The organism is Posidoniimonas polymericola (assembly GCF_007859935.1).
Classification (GTDB): domain Bacteria; phylum Planctomycetota; class Planctomycetia; order Pirellulales; family Lacipirellulaceae; genus Posidoniimonas; species Posidoniimonas polymericola.
In genome coordinates this window covers 962372-986579 of record NZ_SJPO01000001.1, presented here as the reverse complement: position 1 = coordinate 986579, position 24208 = coordinate 962372, and the positions used below count along the sequence as shown (strand labels likewise).

General features: G+C 66.7%; 21 protein-coding genes. 13 read left to right on the top strand and 8 right to left on the bottom strand.

The features are described from left to right. The first annotated feature begins 281 nt into the window (after positions 1 to 281). A complete protein-coding gene (locus Pla123a_RS03920; protein ID WP_146584205.1) occupies positions 282 to 1439 on the top strand; it encodes an AraC family transcriptional regulator in 1158 nt (385 codons plus the stop codon). A gap of 124 nt (positions 1440 to 1563) precedes the next feature. After that, on the top strand, positions 1564 to 2352 hold the full coding sequence (locus Pla123a_RS03915) for a TrkA C-terminal domain-containing protein (RefSeq protein ID WP_146584204.1): 789 nt from the start codon (positions 1564 to 1566) through the stop codon (positions 2350 to 2352). Positions 2353 to 2472: 120 nt separating this feature from the next. Here the strand turns inward: Pla123a_RS03915 and Pla123a_RS03910 are convergent, their stop codons facing one another. Together Pla123a_RS03910 and Pla123a_RS03905 are read right to left on the bottom strand one after the other, a co-directional pair. After that, entirely contained in the window at positions 2473 to 3198 is a 726-nt protein-coding gene (locus Pla123a_RS03910; protein WP_146584203.1) for a hypothetical protein, read from the bottom strand. Beyond that, a complete protein-coding gene (locus tag Pla123a_RS03905) occupies positions 3191 to 3877 on the bottom strand; it encodes a hypothetical protein (protein ID WP_146584202.1) in 687 nt (228 codons plus the stop codon). The genes Pla123a_RS03910 and Pla123a_RS03905 overlap by 8 nt, the downstream gene beginning before the upstream one ends. Positions 3878 to 4224: 347 nt before the next feature. Here Pla123a_RS03905 and Pla123a_RS03900 point away from each other — a divergent pair, with 347 nt between their 5' ends. Next, positions 4225 to 4812 carry a hypothetical protein gene (locus Pla123a_RS03900; RefSeq protein WP_146584201.1) on the top strand — a complete coding sequence of 196 codons (588 nt, stop codon included), beginning with the start codon at positions 4225 to 4227 and terminating at the stop codon, positions 4810 to 4812. A gap of 86 nt (positions 4813 to 4898) precedes the next feature. Here Pla123a_RS03900 and Pla123a_RS03895 read toward each other — a convergent pair whose 3' ends face one another. Continuing rightward, positions 4899 to 6206 carry a hypothetical protein gene (locus Pla123a_RS03895; RefSeq protein ID WP_146584200.1) on the bottom strand — a complete coding sequence of 436 codons (1308 nt, stop codon included), beginning with the start codon at positions 6204 to 6206 and terminating at the stop codon, positions 4899 to 4901. Next, positions 6139 to 7632 carry an IMP dehydrogenase gene (gene guaB, locus Pla123a_RS03890; RefSeq protein WP_146584199.1) on the bottom strand — a complete coding sequence of 498 codons (1494 nt, stop codon included), beginning with the start codon at positions 7630 to 7632 and terminating at the stop codon, positions 6139 to 6141. The genes Pla123a_RS03895 and guaB overlap by 68 nt, the downstream gene beginning before the upstream one ends. A gap of 282 nt (positions 7633 to 7914) precedes the next feature. Here guaB and Pla123a_RS03885 point away from each other — a divergent pair, with 282 nt between their 5' ends. The 3 genes from Pla123a_RS03885 to Pla123a_RS03875 all read left to right on the top strand — a co-directional run bounded on the left by Pla123a_RS03885 (position 7915) and on the right by Pla123a_RS03875 (position 12317). Then, on the top strand, positions 7915 to 10050 hold the full coding sequence (locus Pla123a_RS03885) for a hypothetical protein (protein WP_146584198.1): 2136 nt from the start codon (positions 7915 to 7917) through the stop codon (positions 10048 to 10050). A 300-nt stretch (positions 10051 to 10350) separates the two neighbouring features. Beyond that, a complete protein-coding gene (nrfH, locus tag Pla123a_RS03880) occupies positions 10351 to 10830 on the top strand; it encodes a cytochrome c nitrite reductase small subunit (RefSeq protein ID WP_197527651.1) in 480 nt (159 codons plus the stop codon). Between the two features lie 50 nt (positions 10831 to 10880). Continuing rightward, positions 10881 to 12317, top strand: a complete 1437-nt coding sequence (locus Pla123a_RS03875) for an ammonia-forming cytochrome c nitrite reductase subunit c552 (RefSeq protein ID WP_146584196.1) — start codon at positions 10881 to 10883, stop codon at positions 12315 to 12317. Here the strand turns inward: Pla123a_RS03875 and Pla123a_RS03870 are convergent. Genes Pla123a_RS03870 through Pla123a_RS03860 form a run of 3 tightly spaced genes read right to left on the bottom strand, consistent with a single transcriptional unit; the run spans position 12302 to position 13790 of the window. Further along, entirely contained in the window at positions 12302 to 13063 is a 762-nt protein-coding gene (locus Pla123a_RS03870) for a copper homeostasis protein CutC (RefSeq protein WP_146584195.1), read from the bottom strand. The two genes, Pla123a_RS03875 and Pla123a_RS03870, sit on opposite strands and share 16 nt — an antisense overlap. Before the next feature lie 12 nt (positions 13064 to 13075). Next, entirely contained in the window at positions 13076 to 13504 is a 429-nt protein-coding gene (locus Pla123a_RS03865) for a Clp protease N-terminal domain-containing protein (protein ID WP_146584194.1), read from the bottom strand. A gap of 31 nt (positions 13505 to 13535) precedes the next feature. Next, positions 13536 to 13790: a hypothetical protein gene (locus Pla123a_RS03860; protein ID WP_146584193.1), complete on the bottom strand. Its 255-nt coding sequence runs from the start codon at positions 13788 to 13790 to the stop codon at positions 13536 to 13538. A 223-nt stretch (positions 13791 to 14013) separates the two neighbouring features. Here Pla123a_RS03860 and Pla123a_RS03855 point away from each other — a divergent pair, with 223 nt between their 5' ends. From Pla123a_RS03855 to Pla123a_RS03840, 4 genes are all read left to right on the top strand, one after another. After that, the gene (locus Pla123a_RS03855; protein WP_146584192.1) at positions 14014 to 15918 is read left to right on the top strand and encodes a mucoidy inhibitor MuiA family protein; all 1905 of its coding nucleotides are present in this window, start codon (positions 14014 to 14016) and stop codon (positions 15916 to 15918) included. A 274-nt stretch (positions 15919 to 16192) separates the two neighbouring features. After that, positions 16193 to 17338 carry an alpha-L-fucosidase gene (locus tag Pla123a_RS03850; protein ID WP_146584191.1) on the top strand — a complete coding sequence of 382 codons (1146 nt, stop codon included), beginning with the start codon at positions 16193 to 16195 and terminating at the stop codon, positions 17336 to 17338. A gap of 184 nt (positions 17339 to 17522) precedes the next feature. After that, a complete protein-coding gene (locus tag Pla123a_RS03845; RefSeq protein WP_146584190.1) occupies positions 17523 to 18572 on the top strand; it encodes a hypothetical protein in 1050 nt (349 codons plus the stop codon). A 172-nt stretch (positions 18573 to 18744) separates the two neighbouring features. Next, the gene (locus Pla123a_RS03840; RefSeq protein ID WP_146584189.1) at positions 18745 to 20097 is read left to right on the top strand and encodes a replication-associated recombination protein A; all 1353 of its coding nucleotides are present in this window, start codon (positions 18745 to 18747) and stop codon (positions 20095 to 20097) included. 732 nt (positions 20098 to 20829) lie between these two features. Here Pla123a_RS03840 and Pla123a_RS03835 read toward each other — a convergent pair. Beyond that, complete coding sequence (locus tag Pla123a_RS03835) at positions 20830 to 21054, bottom strand: hypothetical protein (protein WP_146584188.1); 225 nt, start codon at positions 21052 to 21054, stop codon at positions 20830 to 20832. A gap of 160 nt (positions 21055 to 21214) precedes the next feature. Between Pla123a_RS03835 and Pla123a_RS03830 the strand changes: the two genes are divergently transcribed. The 3 genes from Pla123a_RS03830 (at position 21215) to Pla123a_RS03820 (ending at position 24109) form a co-directional block, all read left to right on the top strand. Next, positions 21215 to 22579, top strand: a complete 1365-nt coding sequence (locus tag Pla123a_RS03830) for a LysM peptidoglycan-binding domain-containing protein (protein WP_146584187.1) — start codon at positions 21215 to 21217, stop codon at positions 22577 to 22579. Between the two features lie 183 nt (positions 22580 to 22762). Further along, the gene (pyrE, locus tag Pla123a_RS03825) at positions 22763 to 23317 is read left to right on the top strand and encodes an orotate phosphoribosyltransferase (protein ID WP_146584186.1); all 555 of its coding nucleotides are present in this window, start codon (positions 22763 to 22765) and stop codon (positions 23315 to 23317) included. Between the two features lie 108 nt (positions 23318 to 23425). Then, positions 23426 to 24109, top strand: a complete 684-nt coding sequence (locus Pla123a_RS03820; RefSeq protein WP_146584185.1) for a hypothetical protein — start codon at positions 23426 to 23428, stop codon at positions 24107 to 24109. Positions 24110 to 24208: the final 99 nt, after the last annotated feature.

Below are 24208 nucleotides of genomic sequence, written 5' to 3'. Positions count from 1 at the left end.
AGCCCCTCTAGCTTATCAACCTCGCTAGCGGTGGGAGGCAGGACGTTACCGGGTGTCGCAAAAGCGGGCCCAAAGGCCGACACGTCTCCCGCGTTGCTACACGACACCCGGCCCTTTATTCAGACAACTACGTGAATCGCAATTGCCATCGACTATCGTTGAGGCCGAAGATAGGGAATCAAACTAAAAAACTTTGACTTTTCGAACCAGCCGTCCCCGCGGAACTCACCCCTGTCCGCGGCGGTCTGTCGCTTTTCAGCCGAGCAGCCAGTCGAGCAATCGTGCATCGTCATCAGCAAATCGCACTCGCCTTCCCACGTGGAGCTCACCAAGAGCACTTCATCGCTGGGGTGACGCGTTACGCCGCGGAGCACAGCCGCAGCTGGTCCTACACGGTCGCTCCGGAGTCGCTCACGTTGTCGGTCCTCGACCTGGTCGACTGGCCCGGCGACGGCGTGCTGGCGGCGATCAACACTCCCGCCGAGGCCGACTGCGCGGTCGGCATGTCGGCGCCGGTGGTGAACATCTCCAGCGCCATCGAGGCCTCGCCCGTTCCCCGGGCGATGGTCGACAACGCGGCGATCGGTCGGCTGGCGGCCGAGCACCTGCTCGGCCGTGGGTTCACCAACTTCGCCTTCTATGGACTCGAGGGGGTCGAGTACTCGCGGGCCCGGTGGAGCGGCTTCAGCGAGCGACTCGCCCAGAACGACGCCGTCTGCGAGCAGCACCTCTCGACGCCGACCTTCGGCTTCCGCGGCACGGTCTGGCTGGAGCAGCACCAGCAGCTCGCCGACTGGCTGCAAGCCCTCCCGACGCCGTGCGGCGTGTTCGCCGTGTCCGACTACCGGGCGCGGCACGTGCTGGACGCCTGCCGCCAGAGCCAGATCTCGACGCCCGACAAGGTCGCGGTGGTCGGCGTGGACAACGAGCAGGTGATCTGCGAACACGTTCAGCCGACGCTCACCAGCGTCGCGCGCAACGACCAGCTCGAGGGCTACCGGGCCGCCGAGCTGCTCGACCGCCTGATGAGCGGCGAATCACCCGCCCCGGCCGACATCACCGTGCCGCCGCTGGAGGTGGTAGAGCGCGACTCGACCGCCATGTTCGCCGTGTCCGACGCGCGGCTCCGCCGGGCGCTGTCCTACCTGCACGACTACATCGCCGACCCGATCACGGTCGACGAGCTGGCCAAGCAGTCCGAGGTTTCGCGGCGGTGGCTCGAGTACGCCTTCCGCGACGTCCTCGGCGAGACCCCCTACCAGTACCTCCGCCGCCAGCGTCTGCTGCTGGCCAAGCACCTGCTGAAGGAGAACCCGAAGGAGAATATCAGCCGGGTCGCGCAGCGGTCGGGCTTCTCTTCGGTCAAGCAGATGCGGGTCGCGTTCCAGCGCGAGTTTGGCGTCACGCCCGGGCACTACCGCCAGGTGATGAACCGCTGAGGCGGCCCCGTGCGAGCCGGTTCCGGCGGCAGCTGGGCTTGTCCTCGCGGGCCGCGGGTGAGAAAACTCGGGCATCGCTCTCGCCCCCGCCCCCCCGCCCCCCCGACAGCACTGCCTCCCTGCCTTGATTGCTATCGCTTCGCTGCTGACCGTGCTGACCATCTCGCTGCTCGTCACCCGGGTGGCGACCATGACGCTGATGCTAACTGGCATGTCCCGCGAGTCGGCCCGGTTCCAGGCCCGGTCGGCCTTCACCGGGTGCGGCTACACCACCAACGAGGCCGAGGACATTGTCGGCCACCCGGTGCGGCGGCGGATCGTGATGCTGCTGATGCTGATGGGCAACCTCGGCATCGGGGCCGTGGTGGCGACCATCATGGTGTCGTTCATGAACACGACGCAGGTCGAGTCGGGGCAGCGGACACTCAATATCATAACCCTGCTGATCGGGCTGTTCTTGCTGTGGCTGGTGGCCACCAACCAGTATATCGAGCGGCGGCTTAATATCGTGATCGCGTGGGTGCTTCGGCGCTGGGGCAACCTGCAGGTCCGTGACTTCGTGGCGGTGCTGCAGCTGCAGGGGGGCTTCGCGGTGAGCGAGCTGCTGGTGGAGCCCCGAGACTGGATCGCCGACAAGACGCTCATCGAACTGCGGCTGCCGACCGAGGGGGTGCTGGTGCTCGGACTGCAGCGGCCGGGCAAGCCGTACGTCGGCGCCCCGACCGGCGACACCACCATCGAGGCGGGCGACACGCTCATCCTCTACGGCCGGGTGGAGCGGATCGAGGAGTTGGACGAGCGCCGCCACGGCCGCCGCGGCGACGCCGCGCACAAGGAAGCGGTCGAGGAGCACGAGCAGGAGAAAGAGGAGCAGGAAGAGCACCTCGAGGACGACGAGGCCGCTGCCGATTAAAGCAGCCGCGAACCCCGTTGCGGCCAGCTTCTGCCTAGCCCACGGCGCCAGCCGTGGGACTAACCCTGAGCACGGTGCGGTCCCACGGCTGGCGCCGTGGGCTATTCAGGGCTTGCAAGGCTAGAGCTGCCGCGGCGGAAGCTTTTCGGCGAGCAGCTCTGCGACCGCGGTTTGTAGGTCGTCGGGAACGGTCACCTCGACCCACCTGGGGAAGCTTCCGGCGATTCGCAGCGAAAGGGTGTCGCTGCCCTCTGCCATCGGCCACCCCGGCGCGCTGATATTCGCCCAAAGGTGACTCTTCATGTCCGCCGCCAGGAACACGCCACCATCGCCGAGGGCCACCCCACGCAGCGACCGCGGTCGGTACGCGTACCAGCAGCCAACGCCCATCATCACCCCATAAAGCACGTACGCGTAGTAGGGCGACGCGTCCCCGCCGGACTGACTCGGGCGCAACACTTGATCCGAAACGAGGAACGAGAAGAATACTACCGACAAGGCTGCGAACGAGAACCCAACCGGACGGGGAGCGGTCGCGAGGGTCGTCGACCTGCTGGCCATCCGGTCATCGGTTTCGGCGCGCGTGAGCCAGATCAATCGACTACCGGCCTGCCGCCGGGCACGACGCATGATCCGCTCCTGAATCAGCCACCCGCCCCCGGCCGCCATCCCGTGCACGCCGAAGGCGCTGCCAAACAACCACCAGCGTTCAGCGTCCCAGGCCCGCAGCGTCGGCGCCATCCAGGCCATAGCAACCGCCACCACGGTCGTTAGGGCGATCAGCCCCCGCATCCCAAACCGCGGCGGCGGGTCGATCAGCTCGTCTGGCAACACATCACTAGCCATCCAGCGCGAGCTCCTCGGCGCAAGCTGCCCTTGCAAGCACCTCCTGAACCGCCTCGACTTTTTCGCGGGGCACGTGCAGGTTGATCTCCCGGATTGTCCGCGGGGTTGGGAGCAGAAGAGCGAGGCATTGCCCCTCGCCATCGGCCGCGCCCCAGCGAACCGTCAGCTCTTTCCAGTTGCGGTGCTCGCCCAAACTGAGCGACAGGTGGGTCGGGTAGAAATTGGCCCGACCGTAGTCGCGGTCGAACAGCAGCTGATCCGCCGTGCTCATGGTCATCTGCATCAGCAGCAAGCCCGCCCAGAAGGCGCGCGACACGTGGTCCTCCCCGTGCGCCATCATGCCAGCGAACGAGGCGATTGCGGCTCCGTAGAAGAACAATCGGGCGATCCGCTGGGGCATCGACGGGGCGTTGGGCAGCGGGATCCGTACTGGCGCCTCGGAATGGGCCGGGCGCCATCGCCGCCCTAGGCTGTGCAAGACGGCGTGCAGCGCTAGCCCGGCAGCGCAGCCGGCCAACAGCATCCCCTTGTCCGCGAGACTGGCGTCTTGCAGGAAGTAGCCAAGCAGAGCCGCTTGGACCGCGCAAACACTGCTTATTAAGAACATCATCCGCAGATCGAACCGGAACGGTCGATCGTCGCCTGGGGTCGCGGGCGTTCGGGCACGGATCGAGCTCATAGCCGTCATCCTACCAACTCTAGTCCCGCCCTCGTTCCGACAACGTTCGTCGGGCGCCGGCTGCCTCCTCCGGACGGCATGGGCCCTGCGGCGCGAAAGCAAACCCGCCGAGCTAGTATCGCAGGCGCCCCGTGGCGGCCCCATCGCCGCCCCCCAGCCTACCGTATTAGGCCACTCCCGGGCGATTTTCGGCCCCGAGGTCGGAGCCGATCACAACCTTGCAGGGGTCTCTTCGTGCGAGCCCAGGAAAACGGCGAGAAACAATTGACCCACCCCTGAAGCCCAGGTAATCTGCGCATGCAGCCCATCTACGATTTCCGGTCACACCTCTCCAGAGGGCGGATCTAATGATCCGGACGATTTGCAGCTCCCTTTCTTCGGGCGCACTCTTTGCGCTCACCGCGGCCGTTTCGCAGGCCGCCATTATCGAGAGTGAACCCAACAACACTCCCGCTACCGCGGACGCCATAGCAATTGGCGCCGTGCCGTACGCCGACGCCGGCGTGCTCACGCTGAACGCGGGCGGCGTCGACGTATTCTCTGTCGATCTCAGCTTGGGCGACGTGCTGGTCGCCAATGCAACCGGGCTGAAGGGCCTGCCGCTTGGCTCCAATCCTGACGTGGTGCTCGGCATCTTTGACTCGGCCGAGACGCTGGTCGCCTTCGATGACGACGCGGGCCTTGAGTACGGAGCCAGCATCGGCTACGTCATCCCGTCGACCGGCCTCTACTACGTGGCGGTGTCGGGCTACGACGGCGACCTCTCTTACCCGACGCTGGGCGACTCGTTCGCCACAGCCAACATGTTCGACGGCGGGCACCCGGAGTCGGGCTCGTACCTGCTCGCCCTGAGCGTGACGCCGAGCGTCCCCGAGCCGGTCGCCACGCTGCTGCTGATCGGCGGCCTGGTCCCGGCGCTGCGTCGCGTTCGCTAAGCGGAGCCGTACTACCCCTCAAAAAACAAAAGCCCTGGCGGGTTCGCCCGCCAGGGCTTTTTTCGTTTTCGTTTGCCGCCTGCTAGTTAGGGCAGCCCAAACACCACGCCGCTGACCGCGGCGCCCTGCATGGCCGCCGCCCGCCAAGTGAACGGGATCGGCTCGATCAGGTACGGGGCACAGCTGCCCGGCCGGTAGTGCCCCAGCGTGTAGACGCACTCGTTGGGCGCCTGGATGCCCATCATGTACGGGATCGCCGGGATGCGGGTGAAGAAGTGCACGCCGGACACAATCGGCTGCACCGCCGGGCCCCAGCTGTGGCCGTAGCGTTCGAGCTGCACGTCTTCGAAGTACAGCGGCTTGTGGCACAACGCCGAGGCCTTCCACATGTAGCAGACCTGGTCCCACTGGCGGTCGGCGAACGGCGTGCCGTCGTCGATGCCGCACTCGATCGGGAAGTCCTCGCCGGCGGAGCCGGTCGGGTGAATTTGCAGGTCGATCTGCGCGATGCGGCTCGCCTTCAGCTCGGCCAGTTCCTCGCTGCAGTTCTGCATCGCCTTCTGGTAGTCGCTCGCCGACGACTGCTTGGTATCGCGACGCGGCGCCGGGCGGCCGAGATCCTCCTTGGGGACGTCCCGCAGGCCGCCGAAGTCCCGGTCGTCCGAGGGCGAGGGGGCGGCGGCCTTGTCGTCCGGCTCGTCGAACGGGTCACGCCCGCCCATCTCGTTGTCGAGCGGCGGCAGCTCTTCGTCGAAGGTCGGCTCGCCGCCAATCGGCTCGTCGATCATCGGTTCGCCAAAGTCGGGCGTGCTGTCGCCCGCCGGGGCATCGTCGGCGCCGAAGGGCTCCTGGAAGCCCTCCAGCAGGTCGTCGTCCTGGGCGATACGGTAGCCCCGACGCTGGCCGTTCTGGTCGACCACGATGCTCTGCAATCGGGCGCTGCCGTGCTGCGCCTGCACCACGCCGCCGTGAGAGGCACGCCCGTTGTCGGCGTCCGGGTCGAAGGCGACCAGGCGGAGCTTGCCGCGGTTGACCTGCTGGGCGGCGGGTGCCTGCCGCGGCGCGGTGGCCGGGCGGAACTGCTGCACACGCCGGCTTGGGGTGAGCTGGTTGGTCGGGGCGGTGCTCTTCCAGCCCGAGTCCGAGACCTCGCCGCCGAACGCGCCCAGCGCCGAGACCAGCGTCACGAGCACGGCGAGCAAACCGGCCGGGACCCACAGCGGCTCCTGGCGGGAGCGGAACGCGGACGGGGAAAGGGGGACGACCACGTCGAGCACCTGGCCGTAGGGCGGGCGTCCGCCTTCCGCCGTCCGCGGTGCGAGGTCGCTAGTCGGTCTCCCCGGCGCCGTATTCGGCGGAGTAGTTTGGAGCTTCTTGCGTGATTGCGATGTCATGGGGATGGTTCTCCCTAACCGTTGCCGGCGATACCCGGACAAACTGCGTATCCGTCCGCAGTTCTTGAATTGTTTTGGCGCCGCAGTAGCCCATACCGGCCCGCAGCCCCCCCACCAGCTGGTACACGTAGGAACCGAGCGGCCCCTTGTAGGGGACGCGTCCCTCGACGCCCTCGGGCACCAGTTTTCCTTTGTTCGACTCGCTGCCTTTTTGGCGGTAGCGTTCACTCGAGCCATGCACCATGGCCCCGAGCGAACCCATCCCGCGATAGGACTTGTACGAGCGCCCTTGGTAGAGCACCCGATCGCCCGGGCTCTCGTCGAGCCCGGCCAGCAGCCCTCCCACCATGACCAGGTTGGCCCCGGCCGCGATGGCCTTGGTGATGTCTCCGGAGTAGCGGATGCCGCCATCCGCGATGATCGTGACGTCCGTTCCCTTTGCCGCTGTCGCCGCGGCGTGGACCGCCGTGATCTGCGGCACGCCGACCCCCGAGATGACGCGCGTCGTGCAGATCGATCCAGGACCGATCCCCACCTTCACGGCGTCGGCGCCGGCCTTGATCAGGTCGCGGCAACCGTCGGCCGTGGCGATGTTGCCCGCCACGACGTCTATCTCGAAACGTTTCTTGATCTCCTTGACGGTGTCGATGACGTTGGCCGAGTGCCCGTGGGCGCTATCGACGACCAGGAAGTCAACGTCCTTTGCTATCAGGCTGCCGGCCCGATCGAGATCCATCACGCCAACCGCGGCGCCGACACGCAGGCGACCCTGGCCGTCTTTGGCGGCCTGGGGGTACCGACGCATCATGTCGATGTCTTTGATCGTTATGAGCCCCGTCAGTTTGTAATCTTCGTCAACCAGCAGAAGCTTCTCGACCTTTTTTGCCATCAAGATCTTCTCAGCTTCTTCAAGCGTCACGGTCCCCGTAGCCGTTACCAGGTGATCCCCGGTCATTACCTCGCTTACGGGCAGGTCGTCGCGTTCGAGAAAACGCAGGTCACGACGCGTCAGGATGCCTGCTAGCTTGCCGTCCGCGAACGTGATGGGGACGCCCGACACGCGGGCGTGGCTCATCCGCTCGCGGGCTTCCGCGACGCTAGCGGTGGGCCGGAGCGTGACCGGGTCGACGATGATGCCGTTGGCCGACCGCTTCACCTTGTCGACCTCGTTGGCCTGGGCCTCGATCGACATATTCTTGTGGATCACGCCGAGGCCGCCCTCGCGGGCCAGGCCGATGGCCATGCGGTGCTCGGTGACGGTGTCCATGGGAGAGGAGAGGATCGGGATGTTCATCGCGATCCGCGACGTCAGCCGGGTCGAGACGTCGACCTCCGAGGGCATGACTTCGCTGTAGCGTGGCGCCAGCAGCACGTCGTCGAACGTGAGTCCGGTGGTGATGATTTTGTCTTCCAGCGGCTCGAGCATCGGTTGGCGCCCTTCGGTGCGAGTGAGGAATCCCGGATTTTCCGCCCTGACGGCCCCGCTGGCAAGGTGGTCGGCAGTCGATAGGTCCGGGTGGTCCTGCTCGGCTGTCCTGTGGCCACCCCCCGGTTGGTGAGCTGGTAAACCAGGGGGTTTCGCGGCCCCGCAGCAATTCGGAGTTTTCTGGCGCCGCCTTTGCATACAGTGTCTTGACTAAGATTCTGCATTCCCGCGCAGAAAGTCTAAAACCGACGCCCCGCGTCGACCTCCTCCCGGAGCTACTAGATGACCCACCGTTTCCTCACCGGCTTGCTTGCCGCCGGCCTGTACGCCACGTCGGCGCTGGCCCAACCGGATTCCCCCGGCGCCCCAACGCCTGGCGACGCCCCCCAAGTGCTTGACCACGGCCCCGTTCACGAGGCTTTCGCCGACCCGCTACGGTTCGACGCCAGCGACGAGCCCATCACCATCAACCAGCAGCCGCCCGAACCGGTCAACGAGCTGCCCCCGGAGTACAAGCCCGAGGGCGACAACGTCGAGTGGATCCCCGGCTACTGGATGTGGGACGACACCCGCGACGACTTCATCTGGGTCAGCGGCGTGTACCGCAATCTGCCCCCCGGTCAGACGTGGGTGGTGGGCTACTGGTCGCAGGCCGACCGCGGCTACACCTGGACGCCCGGCTTCTGGACCTCGGCCGAGCAGCGGAACGTGCAGTACCTTCCGTACCCGCCCGAAAGCCTGGAAGAAGGCCCCACTAGCGAAGCCCCGGGCGAAAACTACTTCTGGATCCCTGGCTGCTGGCAGTACCGCAGCAACGACTACGCCTGGCAGGCAGGCTACTGGTATCAGGGCAATCAAAACTGGGTCTGGACCCCAAGCCACTACTACTACACCCGTCGTGGCGCCATCTACGTCAACGGGTACTGGGACTACCCACTCGCCTCGCGCGGCCTGCTGTACGCCCCGGTCTATTGGAACTCGGGCTACGGCGTGGGCTACCGCTACCGCCCGCGGAGCGTGCTCAGCACGGTCGGACTGCTGACCTCGTTGTTCGTCGGCCCTCGGTATGGCTACCACTACGGCCCGAGCAGCTACTACGCAAACTACAACAGCTACCGCCCTTGGCACTCGGCCTACAACACCCGCTACGGCTACTACGGCAACCGCGGCTACGACCCGCTTTTGGCGTACTACGCTTGGAACTTCGGACGCAACCAAAGCGGCTGGCAGAACCGGGCTCACAACCACTGGAATAACGACTGGAAGCAGTGGAATCACAATGACGACAACCGTAGTCGCCGTGATAACAGTTTTGACCGCAACAGTCTCGTCCGCAACGCCGAGCAGCTGCACCGCTCTAACCGCAACGATTTCCGCCTCACCCGCGTGGACAACGGTCAGCTCGACCGGCTGGGCCAGCAGGCCGGCCAGTACGATCAGTTCCGGCGGCAGAGAGAGCAGGTCGAGCGCGGCGGCGACCGCCAGTTCTCGCAGCGCGACCAGCGACCAGGTAGGGATCGCGACACGGTCGACTCCGAGGCTCGCAACGGCGAACGCGGCAACCGCGGCCGCAACTCGGTCGACGCCACTGCTCAGCTGAACCTGCCCGACTGGGCCCGCGAGCGCGGTCGGTCGGCTACCCAGCAGGGCGAGCGGGGCAACCGCCAGCGCGGCAATCAGGCGAGCCAACAGGCCCGGTCTCAGCAGCCGCAGGTCGAACAGCAGGCGCGTTCGCAGCAGCAGGCCCAGGCTCAAGAGCAGGCCCAAACGCAGGCACGGCAACGAGCAGAGCAGCAGGCTCGCGCTCAAGCCGACCCCCGCCAGCGGATGGACCAGCGTCGCGACCAGCGGACCTTCAGCAACCAGGACGGTAACGATGCCCGCTCGCGCGGCAACCGTGGCCCTGAGGGGCAGCAGAATCGCGAGCTGCGTGCCTACCGCGGGCCGGACGCCAGTGCCCAGCAGGACCAACAGCGTGCTCAGCAGCAGCGAGACCAACAGCAGCGGGCCCTGCAGCAACGCGCTCAGGATCAGCAGCGGTCGCAGCAACAGCGTGCCCAGCAGCAAAGGGACCTCCAGCAGCGCTCGCAGCCGCAGGGTTCGCAGCAGGGCCAGCCCTCGTTCCGCGGATTCCGCGGCGGCCAGTCGCCGTCCGCCGCTCCGCAGCTGAACCGCTCGATGCCGCAGCAGAGCCAACCGAATGTGCAGCGGCGTTCTGTTCCGCAGGTGCAGCCGCAGCGTAGCGCGCCGCAACGCGCCCAATCGCCGCGTGTCCAAACGCAGCCGGCTCCTTCGCGTCGCGCGGCCCCCGCGCCTAACGTGCAGCGTTCGCGTGGCCCCTCCGGCCCGCCCGCGGCACAGCAGGGTGGTGGTGGCGGCAGCTTCCGAGGGTTCCGCGGCGGCAAGGGCAAAGACTAGCCCTCGCCCTGCAAGGCTCGAGTACTCTCTCAACGCCGCGTCCGACTCGCTCGGGCGCGGCGTTCTTAGTGCGCGGTCCGCGCGAACACAACAAGCGGCGCCCGCCTCGTAACGAGCGTTGGAACGCACTCCGGCAACCAGCCAAATGGAGTCGTTTGTCTCCTATTTCTTTTCTGGATGCCGTTGATTGCACCGGCATCACCCGCCCGCTAAGCTTCAGCGAACCGCCGGCCAGGACGCCGGCCGTTTGCCTCTTCAGCACCTCATCACCAACTCTGCTCCTCCCGCATGGATTGCCGCGTGAGTCGTCGCCACGCTGTTGTTGGACTGACCGTCTTGGCGTTGCTGTGCGCGGCGTTGATCGGCGCCGCGATCGGGCTAGGCGCGTTTACGTTTGTCTACGCCGAGGGCGCCAGTTACCTGACAAACGACCCCAACGCGTGCGCCAACTGCCACGTCATGCAGGGGCACGTCGACGCGTGGGTGAAGTCGTCGCACGGCAAGTTCGCGACCTGTAACGACTGCCACGCCCCGCACGACCTAGCTGGCAAGTACTACTGCAAGGCCCGCAACGGCTTCTTCCACTCGCTGGCGTTCACCACCGGGGACTTCCCGGAGAACATCCGCATCACCGACTACAACCGCGGCGTCACCGAGCAGGCGTGCCGCTACTGCCACGCCGACGTGACGCACTCGATCGAGGCGACCGCCACCGGCGGCGGCCAGTTCGAGGAACTCGCCTGCATCCGCTGCCACAGCACAGTCGGGCACGACCGCTAAACGCCGCCTCCTAATCCTCTACCGCAAGCTACTTCAGGGACCGACCCGCCATGCGTCACTCCGGAAAAACCTCCTTCTGGCTGCTCCTGCTGGTCGCTGTGATCTCCGGGGGCGCGTGCTTCGCGATTGCGTCGCTGCTGCTGGATGTGCAGCAGCACAAGATCGAGGCCCGCACGCCGATCGTCCGCGTGGCCGAGGTGACCGACGACACCACCGACCCGGCCATCTGGGGTCAGAACTGGCCGCTGCAGTACGACGACTATCTGAAGACCGCCGACATGACGCAGACAACCTACGGCGGCAGCGAGGCGGTGCCCAACGTCCCCACCGACGAGGACCCGCGCGACGTGGTCTCCAAGAGCAAGCTCGAGACCATCCCGCAGCTCAAGCGGATGTGGGCGGGTTACGCCTTCGCCAAGGACTTCCGCGAAGAGCGCGGCCACGCCTACATGCTGACCGATCAGATGTACACCGAGCGGCAGAAGGTCGGCCAGCCCGGCACCTGCATCAACTGCCACGCGTCGACCTACGTGGCGATGAAGGAGCTCGGCGATGGCGACATCATGGTCGGCTTCGAGAAGCTCAACATGATGCCCTACATGGAGGCCAAAGAGCACCTGTCGCACGCCGTGGCCTGCATCGACTGCCACGACCCCGACACCATGGCGCTCCGCGTCACGCGACCGGCGTTCATCGAGGGCATCGCCGCCGCTAAGGCCTCCGAAGGCGTCGACGACTACGACGTCAACACCCAGGCTACCCGCCACGAGATGCGGACCTACGTCTGCGCCCAGTGCCACGTCGAGTACTACTTCAAGGGCGAGAAGAAGCGGCTCACCTACCCGTGGGACAAGGGCCTCACCATCGACGACGCCTACGCCTACTACGAGGAGGCCGGCTTCAAGGACTGGACCCACGCCGAAACCGGAGCCCCGATGCTCAAGGCCCAGCACCCCGAGTTCGAGCTCTGGAGCCAGGGCATCCACGCCAAGAGCGGCGTCACCTGCGCCGACTGCCACATGCCGTACAAACGGGTCGGCGGCACCAAGATCAGCGACCACCACGTCCGCAGCCCGCTCTTGAACGTCAACCGCGCCTGCGGCACGTGCCACAAGCAGGACGACGCCGAGCTGATCGCCCGGGCGGAGAACATCCAGACCACGCACCGCCACCTGGTCGAGTCGGCGCTGAACGCCCTGGTCGACCTGATCGACGACATCAAGGTCGCCAAGGAGGCCGGCGCGACCGACGAGCAGCTCGCCGAGGCCCTGCAGTGGCAACGCAAGGCGAGCTTCTACGTCGACTACGTCGAGGCCGAGAACTCGTCGGGCTTCCACGCCGGCCAGTACGCCGCGCGGATCCTGGGCGACTCGATCAACTACTCGCGGAAGGGCCAGAACGCGCTGCGGGGGCTGCAGCTCGCCGCCGCCGACGACACCGCCGAGCCCGCCGACGAGCAGGCGGCCGAGGCTCAGACCGGCGGCTGATCCAAAGCCGCCCGCACCGCGGCCACGGCTTGGGAGTCAACGGCGCGCAGCTCGCCCGCGGCGAGGCGTTTGAGGTCGCACAGCGAGGCGGCCTGGGCGCCGGTCAGCGAGGGGTCGAGCCACGACTGGGCCGCGCCGATGTGCACCTGGGCGCAGCCGGTGCGGCGGACAAGCTCGCCCACGCCCGCCGCGTGTACCCCGCCGCCGGGCAGGATCTCGATGCGACCGGCGGCCTGCTCGATGAGCGAGGCCAACGCGTGCGCGCCTTCGAGCGCCGTCGCCGGCCCGCCGGTGGTCAGCACCCGCGTCACGCCGAGCTCAATCAGCTCATCGAGCGCCGCGGCCGGGTCGGTGACAAAGTCGAACGCGCGGTGTACTACGGCCTCTTTCCCGTCGGCCGCATCCACCAGCCGGGCGGTCGCCTCGCGGTCGATCCGCGAGTCGGCCGTCAGCACGCCGAACACCACGCCACTCGCACCGGCGACAACCAAGTGCCGGGCGTCTCGCAGCATGACGGCCAGCTCGTCCTCGCGGTAGGCAAACCCACCCGCCCGTGGCCGCAGCATCGCCAGCACCGGCAGCTTGGTCCCTTCGACGACCTGCTCCACCAACCCGAGCGACGGCGTCAGCCCGCCGAGCTCGAGCGCGCCGCACAGCTCAAGGCGGTTCGCGCCGGCCTGCTCGGCCGCCAGGGCGTCGGGGAGGGAGCCGATGCAGACTTCTAGGAGGGGATTCTGGTGACTCATTCGCTTGCGTTGTTACTGGGGAACATCGTGACCGAGGATGCCGTAGACCTCGGCGCGGATTTCGCTGAACGACGTGCCGAGGCTTGCTAGGTCCAAAGATTCGGCGCCGCCAGACTCCCTGGCAAGCCCCAGCAGCAGGTGCTCGGTGCCGACGTAGTTGTGACCGAGGGGCGATAGCTCCTCGATCGCCGCATCGAGCGCCGACTGGCTCTGCTCCGAGAACGGCAGCTCGCGTTGCGGTCCGCCTTGGTCGTTTGGGTGCGGCAACGTAGCGCTGTACTTCTCGTAGTCCAAACCGGCGGCGTTTCCGAGCGCACACTGAGCCAATCCCTGGTCGCGAAGCAGGCCCAGCAAGAGGTGCTGCGGCTCGACCGCGTCGGCTCCGCGGGCGTTTGCCTCTTCGCCCGCCATCGCCAGCACGCGGCGGCTGCGGTCGGTCATTTTCTCGGGTTTAACCAAGTCTCTTCTCGCGTTAGTAGGCGTGTAACTCCGGCGCCCAATCTTCCGAATGCCACCAGCGGTTATCAGCGTAGAACAGGGGTGCGTACACCGTCAGCAGCGGCAGGTTCCACTCCATGTCATTCGCTGAGAAGAACCCTCTCGGGGTCCAGTTCACGACCTTGGGGCCATTGAGACCGACCGCTGTTGGTTGATACTCGCCCTGCAGGGTAAGTACCAGATAGGAGCCAAGATAGAACAGAAGCACCGCTACGAGCAGCACTGGCATCGCCCGATGCTTCCCTCGATCACGCGATTCCCGATCGGTCATCCTGTCGCTCGCCCGGCTTAACGAAGCGGCCCGGCCTGGTTCCGGGCACCACGCGAGAATATACCAGACTGGCGCCGTCACCTTGCACTCTGAGGCCGGCCAGAATTGTTGGGAACTCTTTCCCTCTATACTGCGTCCCAGGGGAAAGAGCCCGCTTTTCCCTTCCTCGGAGCAACTTCCCATGCCCGCCCGCTGTCTGCCAGCTCTACTGGTCCTGCTGTCCGCTGCCCTGCCCTGCCTTGCCGCCGAGTCGACCACGACCGAGGGCCGCGTGTCGGCGGTCACGGTGTACCAAGGCCAGGCCCTGGTGACCCGCCAGATCGAGCTCGAGAACGCCGGCGGGCTGACCGAGATCGTCGTCACTGGTCTGCCCGCCAAGGTGCAGCCCGGCAGCCTCTACGCCGAACCAGGAGATGGAGTCGTGGTCCGCAGCGTGCGGTACCGCACCCGGCCGGTCGAGCAAGACGTGCGGGCCGAGGTGCGGGAGCTCGACCAGCAGCTGCAGGACCTGCAGGACAAGCTGGCCGCCAACGCCCGCCGCCGGGCGCTCTTGGGAGAGCGGACCGAGTACCTCAAGCAGATGGAGGGCTTCACCACCGGCACCGCGAACGCCGAGCTGAAGTCGGGCGTCCTCAACGCCGAGACGCTCAAGAGCCTCACCCAGTTTGTGTTCCAGGAGCGGACCGAGATCGCCGAGCAAGAACTTACCTCGCAGGTCGAGGAGCGGGAGCTGCGGCAGGAGCTTGAGCTGCGGCAGCGCAAACGCAACCAGCTTACCCAGGGCTCGGCCAAGACGGTCCGCGAGGCGGTGGTGTTCGCCGACCTCGGCCAGCCGGGAGCCAAGCAGCTCAGCCTGACCTACATCGTGACCGACGCCACGTGGTCCCCGTCGTACAACCTGCGGGCCGACGCCGAGGCGGGCCGCGTGACGGTCGAGTACAACGCCTCGATCCAGCAGATGAGCGGCGAGGACTGGACCGATGTCGACATGACGCTGTCGACCGCCACGCCGTCGCTGGTGGCCACCGCGCCGCGGCTCGACCCGTTGGCCATCCGCCTGGCCGCGCCGACGCCCGAGCAGCAGGCCGCCAGCCGCGACTTCGCCAAGGCGAAGAGCGAGCTGATGCAGCAGCAGCGCAAGCTGGCCACGCTCCGCAACTCGTACGCGGCCGACAGCCCGGTGTTCGACGGACCGATGGCCGGCGAGCGGCTCAACGACATGTTCGCCGACCACATCCAGAGCGAGTCTGCCCCGAACGCCCCGGCTACGCCGGGCTTTGCAGGCGGCAGGGGGGGAGGCTTCGGCGGGATGTTCGCCGGCAGCTCGGTCACGGCCGACGCCGGGCTCAACCGCATCAGTGATGAGATGCAGCTGCTCGACTTCAACGGCGACTTGGGCCGCGGCCGCGTCGCCGAGCAGCAGCCCGCCAACAGCCAGGGCATCAGCGTCAGCTACCAACTGGAGTCGTCGGCCTCGCTGCCGAGCCGCTCGGACCGCCAGCTGATCCAGATCGCGTCGCTGCCGCTGGAGGGTCGGTTCTACCGCCTGGCGACGCCCGTGCTGACCGAGTTCGTCTACAAGGAGGCGATGCTCGTCAACAGCACCGACATGGTCTTGCTGGCCGGCCCGTCGGCGACCTTCCTGGCGGGCGAGTTCGTCGGTCGCGGCGAGGTCCCCACGGTCGCCGCCGGCGAGAGTCTGCAGGTCGGCCTCGGCATCGACACCGCCCTGCGGGTGTCGCGCGAGCTGGTCGAGAAGAAGAGCCGCACGCAGGGCGGCAACCGGCTGGTGACATTCGACTACCAGTTGTCGCTCGAGAACTTCAGCGGCGAGGAGGTCGACGTGCGGCTGATGGACCGGCTCCCCAAGCCCAACAGCGACGAGATCAAGGTCACACTGGTCGAGCCGGGAAAGCCGCTCTCGGAGGACCAGGAGTACCTGAAGAAGCAGCGGAAGGACGGCCTCTTGCGGTGGGACCTCAAGGTCCCCGCCGGCGCCGCCGGCCTGGACCAGCAGACCATCGCCTACACGATCCAGCTCGAGTACGACAAGCAGCTGCAGATCGTCGGCATGCCGGCGAAGTAGCGTCGGCCTCCGCGAGCACTACTTGAACCACGAAGGCACAAAGCACGCGGGGCAATCTCTGCTCCGCTGCTTTGTGTCTTTGTGGCTTGGTGGTTTTATTCTTGCGAACGCCAGCGAATGGGTACAATGCCCTGAAATGGTTACCTTGGCCCCAACCAATCGGTCGGCATGAGGCTGCGTTGGCGATTCTCACTCCGCTGGCTGCTGATCGGCTTCGACACGGCTTCGGTGTGGCAGCCGCTGCTCCCCCTCTCCTCATCACCCCGGCAAATTCATGAGCGTTGCGCGCCGCGAATTCCTCTCCGCGTCCTTGGGAACGTTCGTCTCACTGAACGCGGCGAGCATCTGCCGGGCGACTGAGTCCTCGCTGGCGCCGCCGCATCTGCGGGCGTACAAGAACGCCTACGACGCCGACCCGCGGGCGGCGTCGCTCGCGTGGTTCGCCGACGCCAAGTTCGGCCTGTTCATGCACTACGGGCTGTATTCGCTGCTCGGGCGGCACGAGTGGGTGATGTACCGCGAGCAGATCCCGGTCGCCGAGTACGAGAAGCTTGCCCAGCAGTTCCGCCCCGACCGGTTCGACGCCGACTTCATCACCGACCTGGCGCTCGAGGCCGGCATGAAGTACGTCAACCTGACCAGCAAGCACCACGACGGCTTCTGCATGTTCGATGCGGAGAACGACGGCTGGAACTCCGCCGACGCCTGCGGCCGCGACCTGTGCGGCGAGCTGGCCGAGCAGTGCCACCGCAAGGGGCTGGGCTGCTTCTTCTACTACTCGCTGTTCGCGGACTGGCATCACCCGTATTTCTACCCGCGAGAGTTCAACCCGATCGCCCGGCCCGACTACGCCGAGCAACCACCCCAATACAAATTCCAGCAAGACGAGGACTTCCAGCACTACCTGGAAGACGCCACCGGGCAGATCCGCCGGCTGCTCACCAACTACGGGCCGGTCGCGGGCATCTGGTTCGACCCGCTGATGGGCTACTACGGCCGGCCGGACCTGTTCCCGATGGAGTCGATCTACCAGGAGATCCGCCGCCTGCAGCCGCACTGCCTGATCAGCGCGAAGCAGGGCGCCACCGGGACCGAGGACTTCGCGGCCCCGGAGCGTTCGGGCCACTCGCTCGAGAAGGAGATCGCCAAGCGGTACGGCGACGAGGCGGCAAAGATCGCGGCGCACGCCTGGCGGCAGAACAAGTCCAAGCACAACGAGATCTGCGACACTATGCAGCCCGGTGCGTGGGGCTACACCAAGGCCGACGACCAAGCGCACAAGTCGCCGACCGAGGTCCGCGAGCTGCTGGCCGCGGCCAACGCCAGCAACTGCAACCTGCTGTTGAACACCGGACCCCTGCCCGACGGGTCGATCCATCCGCAGGATGTTGAGACGTTCAGGCAGCTTGGCTCGGGCTAGGCGGCACGCGTGACATTTGAGTGCCTTGGAACCACCAAGGCACGAAGGCACAAAGAAGTTGAGGGCGGCCTGCCCGACTCCTTGGTGTCTTTGTGGCTTGGTGTTCTTGCTCGCTGGGTGCAGAGCCACGCACGCTACAATACCTCCGTAAAATCGGAGACGCGAGTCGACACGGAGGAACACGATGGCGTTGCGTTGGCGATTTTCACTGAAGTGGGTGCTGATTGGCTTCGCCGCTGCGTCGGTGTGGCTGGCGATGTTCGCCCATGACCTCCGGCGGGATCGACTTCATGAACGAGCGATTGCCGAGCTACGTGACGACACGAGCCGCGTCGCCCTCGCTGACGAAACGATCGAGTCCAACTTCTCATGGGCGAAGTCGCTGATAGGGTTCGATAGCCCACAACGCGTTCTCGGCGTAACAATCTCTGCCAAACGCCCGAGGCCATACCTCAGCTGGGGTGCTACCTCGACATTGACGCCGGATCGGGTCGCCAGAATCTCGCGGAACCTGGCGAGGCTCCGTGACCCCGACTCGCTAACGCTCCACCTGGAGAATCCGGACGGCGAACTACTCGACGCACTCGGAAGATGCCCGGCCCTGGATCGCGATTCGGAAGTGCGTCTTTCCTTCGACGACGGGAAGATCGAGTGCACGCCTGAGGCTCTTTCCGTGCTGAAAGGGACTAGCGTCACTATCCTGCACGCATCCGGCCGTGAGTTCACGGATGACCACATGCTTGCTCTAGGTGAACCTACCGCGTTATGGGCCGTCCGCCTCTGCGACGCCAGCCTGACCAGCAGAGGTCTCTCAGTTCTTGCACGAGCGCCCCGGCTGAACAGCCTTCACGTGGACACAAGCAGGTCACCCAGCGAGTTGCTGGCCGGTGTGCCGACCATCGCGGCTTCTACTATTCTCAAGTTTCAAGATTGCGACTTAACAAAAGCCGATTTTCACCTCCTCCAGGTCCTATCTGGCATCGAACGACTGTCGATTGAACGATCCACTGTCGATTCGGCAGCGTTGGAAACCCTTCCGGAACTGCCGACCCTGGAAGCCCTCCATCTCTCCGGCAACGAGTGGCTCAGTCGCGTCAGCGATGACCTGCTCAGCCGGCTGCCCAGCCTCATCGATCTCGACGTGAGCTGGACCGGGCTCTCGTTGGCCGACTGTGAGCACATCCGCCAGCATTTCCCGAAGGTCAAAGTGAAGTGTGAAGGGATCCTTGAGTAGGCTTCGCCTCGTCGGATCGTGACTGCCGCAGCCTGCCCCGCGACGGTGTGCGGCTCCACCCGCTGACGCGGGTGGCTCTTGGTGAACTAGCTGATCGGCTGGCCGTGGTTGGCGGGTGGGATACAATACGACCCCACCCTCCACTCACTTAGCCACCAGCCGCTACACCCGCATGGATCTCTTCGCCGCCAGTGAGCAAGCCAACCTTGACCGCGTCGCGCCGCTGGCCGAGCGGATGCGGCCGCGGACGTTGGGCGAGGTCGTGGGGCAGACCAAGCTGCTCGGCGAGGGGGGTCCGCTGCAGCGGCTGCTGAAGGTCGGGCGGCTGGGGTCGATCATCCTGTACGGCCCGCCCGGCGTGGGGAAGACGACGCTTGCGCGGCTGCTGGCCAAGGAGATCGGCGCGCGGTTCCAGCAGCTCAGCGCGGTGACCTCCGGCGTAAAAGACCTCCGCGAGGCGATCGACGCGGCCCGCGACTCGGTCGCCACCGGCGGGTCGAGCACCGTGCTGTTCGTCGACGAGATCCACCGCTTCAACAAGTCGCAGCAGGACGCCCTGCTGCCGAGTGTCGAGCAGGGCTTCGTCGCGCTGATCGGCGCCACGACGTCCAACCCGTTCTTCGCGGTCAACAGCGCGCTGACCAGCCGCAGCCGCGTGCTGCAGCTCGAGCCGCACTCGCCCGAGGAGATCCTGACGCTGGTCGACCGCGCGTTGGCCGACCCCGACCGCGGGCTGGGCCGCTACCGGGTCGAGCTGACCGACGACGCTCGGCGGCAGCTCGCCACGCTCTCGGACGGCGACGCCCGCCGCGCGCTCAACCTGTTGGAAGTGGCGGTGAAGTCCGAGGCGCCCCTTACAAGTAACGCGGCCAGCAACTCGGCGACCGGCGACGCGACCACCATCGACGGCGCGACCATCATCGAAGTCAACGGCGCCCGCGGCGTGGTGTACGACCCGACCGGCGACGAGCACTACGACTGCGCGAGCGCGCTGATCAAGAGCATCCGTGGCAGCGACCCGGACGCCGGGCTGTACTGGCTCGCGCGGATGCTCGAGGGGGGCGAGGACGTGCGGTTCCTAACCCGACGGCTGGTAATCCTGGCGAGCGAGGACATCGGCAACGCCGACCCGCAGGCGCTGCCACTGGCGGTGGCGACCATGCAGGCGTGCGAGTTCATCGGCCTGCCGGAGTGCCAACTCACGCTGTCGCAGTGCGTGACGTACCTGGCGTGCGCGCCGAAGTCGAACGCGGCGACCGTCGCCATTTCTGAGGCCCGCCAAGACGTCCGCGAGGGCGAGGCGGTTCCGGTGCCGCGTCACTTGCGCGACGGGCACTACGCCGGCTCGAAGCGGCTGGGCCACGGCCAGGGCTACGAGTACGCCCACAACGCCGAAGACGGCATCGCCAAGCAGGACTACCTGGGCGTCGAGCGGGAGTACTACCGGCCGGTGGACCGCGGGTTCGAGAAGGAGCTGGCGGAGCGGCTGGAAGTGATCCGCCAGAAGTTAGGGCGATCGTCCTAATTCCATACCCCCTCTGGGGACTGAATGTGGCTACAACGGGTGCCCGGGGCGCTCCCGATAGGGAAGCCCCGGAGATGTACTAACCGCGTCACACTGGCATCGGGGGCTTCCGCCGTCGCGGAGCGCCCCCGGCACCCGAACTTGGGGTGTTGCTGGGGGGAGCTGGTATCTGCTTCACCCCCACCCCGGCCCTCCCCCAGAGGGGGAGGGAGTATTGTCGCGTGATTCTTGTAGAGACCTGCCAGTCAGCGCGGTCTAATGGGAGTGTTCCAACAGGCTATTCTCCAGGGCGGTCCCGCGGCTGGCGTTGTGGGCTGGCGGTAGCTGCTGCGCGGTTGGGTTTCTCCATGCAGCGGCCGGCACGCGGGCGGCTTGGGTTGGTGGCCGGGATGCTTGGTGGACAAAACCCCTCGACCCGCGGGCCGGGGTGATACAGGAGAGGCTGCCATACAAGCAGAAGTACGATTCGCGGGGAAAACACGCGCGGGGGTTTTGTCCCCTCCGCTCGAATTTTCGGACTTAACGAGCTCGGTGGCTGAATAGGAGTTCTTGTCGGGTAGAGCTGGTACCTGCTTCACCCCCACCCCGGGCCTCCCCCGGAGGGGGAGGGAGAATCGACGGAGGAGCGAGATTTTGGGTGCTAGCACTGGTGGAAAACTGGCGTAGCCTGCGGGCGGGGTATCTCCTATTCTTTGCCCCGACTGTTTGCTGTGCGACCAGTTCGACGAGCGTCTAGCTGAGCGCCATCGCCACGATCATGGCGATGATGCCCAGCATCCCGAGCGCGACCCACCAGCCGGGCTTTCCGGCCCAAGGGCTTGTGCTGTGGGTGATGTACTCGCCGCACACGGGGCACTGTTCGGCCTCCTCGTAGATGGCCGCGCCGCACGCGGGACAGTCGACCAGCTCGGCTTCGTCGTCATCGTAATAGTCGTCGTCGGGGTCGAAATCAGACATCTAACTGCCGGTAGGGGATTCACCACAGGATCACAGAGCGCTATAGCCCAAACGAGTAGCCCAGCTAACCACTGGTTCTACCTCAATCACGGCTCGGTGGCACTGTGCCGACTCCCGTACCGCACGACAGGCCTCAATCATTCGTCATGGAGGACGGATCATGAGCACGATTCGACCACTCGCAACGATCGCCATCCTGGCCGGCCTGGGAATCTTCCTGGCCCACCAGATCAACCAGTCGCCAACCGATGAGGGCGACGAGCTAACCGCCAACTGGGGAGACGCCCCGGAATACAACCCGTCGGCCGTCGAGCCGCCGCCGGCGCTCGCGCCGCCCGCCCCGCAGATTGGCGCGACGCTTGGCACGGCGCCCGCTGCCGAGCAGGCCTCGACGCCCACCCTGCCCGCCGACCCCGCCATGCCGCCACTGCCGGACATGCCGGCCGCGCCGGTGGGCGCAGCGCCGGTGGGCGCAGCGCCGGGGTTTGCGGCCAGCTCGCCCGCTGCACAGCCGGCGCCGCCGATCGTCGCGATGACCCCGCCCGCGGCCGGGCTGCCGGTCGCTGGGTCGCCGGTCGCTGGGCCGCCCGCCGGCCCGGTCACGGGACCGATGGACGACATCCCGCTGCCGGACGACATCCCCGAGGCGAACTACGCCGGGCTCCCCACGGCGCCCCCGACTACCCAGCCCCCAACCGCCCCGCCCGTGGCGGACCCCTACCAGAGCTACGAGCCGTACACCCAGACGCCCATCGAGCCCGACGCGCCGATTGCCGACGTCACCCCCGAGATGCCGGGCCCCGACGCGCCCGGCATGGAGCCGGGCTACGAATCGCTGGGCCAGATTGGCGGCGGCGAGCCGAGCTTCCAGCAGTCGATCAACGCGATCGACGAGGCGCTCGCCCGTGGCGAGCTGACCCGCGCCCACACGATGCTGTCGGCCTGGTACGGCGATCCGGGCCTGACGCCCGACGAGAGCGCGATGGTCGAGTCGCTGCTGAGCCAACTCGCCGGCACGGTGGTCTACTCGACCGACCACCACCTGGAGCCCCCCTACACCGTCAAGGCGGGCGACACCCTCGAAACCATCGCCAAAGCACACAACGTGCCCTGGCAGCTCTTGGCGAAGATCAACGGCGTCCCGACGCCGAACTCCGTCCAGGCGGGCGACACGCTGAAGATCGTCCGCGGCCCTTTCAACGCGGTGGTCAACGCCACGACCGGCGAGCTGGTGCTGATGGTCGACGGCAAGTACGCGGGCAAGTTCGCGGTGCAGCTGAGCGGCGCGGCCGCCAGCGAGGGCCAGTGGAAGGTCCAGCAGAAGACCGACGGATCGGCCGGCGCCTACACGGCTCCGACCGGCAAGCAGCTGGTGCTGAAGGACCCGAGCGGGATGGCGACCCTGGTGATCGGCGGCTCTGGCGGCTCGCCGCTCGAGCGCGGCCGCGTGACCGTGGCCGCCGCCGACCTGGAAGAGCTGCACGACATCCTGTCGGTCGGCTCGGAGGTGATTATCCGCCGCTAGCGCAACGGGCCATTGGCCGTTAGCTCTTGGCTGTTGGCCAATGGCGGCTGACGCATCCAGGACTACGGAGCGCCGCGGCTCCGCCGCGCACCCACGGCCACTTCCGCTGCCGCAAGCGACGCTTTAGCATCGGGTGGAATCAAGGACCCCATTCCCCTTCCCCCTCGACGCTCCATTTCCGCCATGTACGACCGCGCCGCACTCGCCGAACTGATCAACAAGAAGGCCCTCCAGTTTGGGCAGTTCACCCTCGCCAGCGGCAAGCAGGCCAGCTTCTACCTGGACTGCCGGCAGGTGACGCTCGACGCGCAGGGCGCACGGCTGATCGGCGAGGGGATGCTCGACATCATCGGCGACGACTTCCCGCCGCTGGTTGGCGGGATGGCGATTGGGGCCGACCCGATCACCGCGGCGATCCTCACGATCGCCGGCATGCGGGACAAGCCGCTCCGCGGCGTGATGGTCCGCAAGGAGCCCAAGGGCCACGGCAAGGGCAAGCAGGTCGAGGGACCGTACCAAGAGGGCGAAGAGATTGTGATCGTCGAGGATGTCGTGACGACCGGCGGCTCGAGCCTCAAGGCGATCGAGCTCTGCGAGGCCGAGGGCCTGAAGGTCAAGCGCGTGCTGGCGATCATCGACCGCCTGGAAGGGGGCCGCGAGGCCTTCGAGTCGAAGGGCTACGAGCTCACCACCCTGTTCACCGTCCGCGATTTTGGGATATCCGTTCCCTCCCCCTAGGGGGGAGGGCTAGGGAGGGGGTGAAGCGGGTACACGGGGCGCCCCCGCCCCAACCCTCCCCCAAAGGGGGAGGGAGTAAGCGCACCCCAAGCCCCTAGCGACTCGTCCATGGAAACCTCGCTCCACCAGCAGCTCAAGGCGCACTACGCCGGCCCCGACGGCGAGCTGGAGGTGAAGCTCGGCCGCTACCGCATCGATGTCGTGCGGGACGACCTGTTGATCGAGATCCAGCACGGCGGCCTGGCCGCTATCCGTGACAAGATCCGGGCGCTCTGCAAGCAGCACCGCGTGCTAGTGGTCAAGCCGATCGTCGCGAAGAAGACGCTTATCAAGTGCAAGCAGAAGGGGGGCCGCGTGCTGTCGCGCCGCCGCAGCCCCAAACGCGGCGAGCTGCTGGACCTGTTCGACGAGCTGGTGCACTTCACCCGCGCGTTCCCCCACCGCAACCTGACGCTCGAGGTCCCGCTGGTCGAAGTCGAAGAGTGGCGCTACCCCGGCCACGGCCGGCGTCGGCGGTGGCGGAAGAACGACTTTATCGTCGAGGACCAAAAGCTGGTCGAGGTAACCCACGTCTACCGGCTGCAGACCCACGGCGACCTGCTCGGGCTGCTGCCCGCCAACCTGCCGCAGCCGTTCTGCACCGCTCAATTGGCCGACGGCCTCGGCAAGCCGCGGTGGATTGCCCAGCGGGTGGCCTACTGCCTGCGCGAGATGGGCGCAGCCAAAGCAGTCGGAAAACAGGGCAACGCCATTCTGTACAAGACCGCCTCCCGCGCCCGTCGGGCGGGCTAGCGACCGGCGCCGCCCGGGGTTGCCCGGTTTGCCTGGAAGCCTTAGTTTGCTGGTTTACAACTCCCCTGCTGGGGCGCCCCCTCCGCGGCAGCTTTTCCG